Source organism: Neisseria sp. P0022.S010 (assembly GCF_051956635.1).
On the sequence record NZ_JBQCXF010000723.1, the window covers coordinates 1 to 1,154 of the forward strand.

Annotated in this window: 1 protein-coding gene; it reads left to right on the forward strand. The window is 56.5% G+C overall.

Annotated features, from left to right (window positions below; translation table 11 throughout):
- Nucleotides 1–21: 21 nt before the first annotated feature.
- The coding region (locus tag ACTHUT_RS20945; RefSeq protein ID WP_440419728.1) for an aspartate kinase at nucleotides 22–1,154 on the forward strand (1,133 nt) is incomplete at its 3' end.

Consider the following 1,154-nt stretch of genomic DNA (forward strand, 5'->3'; position numbering starts at 1 on the left):
CCCCACAAGAAAGCACGAAACATGGCGTTAATCGTACATAAATACGGCGGCACATCAGTAGGCTCGCCCGAACGCATCAAAAACGTAGCCAAACGTGTCGCCAAAGCCCGCGCCGAAGGACACGACATCGTAGTCGTCGTATCCGCCATGAGCGGCGAAACCAACCGACTGGTCGCCCTGGCGCACGAAATGCAAGAACATCCCGATCCGCGCGAGCTGGACGTCGTCCTTGCCACCGGCGAACAAGTAACCATCGGCCTGCTGGCCATGGCCCTGAAAGACATCGGCATTGACGCCAAGAGCTACACCGGCTGGCAGGTTGCCCTCAAAACCGACACTTCCCACACCAAAGCCCGCATCGAAAGCATCGATGACGAAAAAATGCGTGCCGACCTCGCCGAGGGCAAAGTCGTTATCGTAGCCGGTTTCCAAGGCATCAGCAGCGAAGGCAATATCTCAACCCTCGGCCGCGGTGGCTCCGACACCTCCGCCGTTGCACTTGCCGCAGCCCTCAAAGCCGACGAATGCCAAATTTATACCGACGTAGACGGCGTTTACACCACCGACCCGCGCGTCGTACCCGAAGCACGCCGCATGGACACGATCACATTCGAAGAAATGATCGAATTGGCCAGCCTCGGCTCAAAAGTTTTACAAATCCGCTCTGTAGAATTCGCCGGAAAATACAAAGTGCGCCTGCGCGTACTCAGCAGCCTGCAAGAAGGCGGCAACGGCACCCTGATTACCTTTGAAGAGGACGACAACATGGAAAGAGCAGCCGTAACCGGTATCGCATTCGACAAAAACCAAGCCCGCATCAACGTACGCGGCGTACCCGACAAACCCGGCGTTGCCTACCAAATCCTCGGCGCAGTTGCCGATGCCAACATCGAAGTCGACATGATCATCCAAAATGTCGGCAGCGAAGGCACAACCGACTTCTCCTTCACCGTACCGCGCAGCGACTACAAGCAAACCATCGAAATCCTGCAACAACGTCAAGACAGCATCGGCGCAGCCTACATCGACGGCGACGACACCGTATGCAAAGTCTCCGCAGTCGGCTTGGGCATGCGTTCACACGTCGGCGTAGCCGCCAAAATCTTCCGCACCCTCGCAGAAGAAGGCATCAACATCCAAATGATTTCAACTTC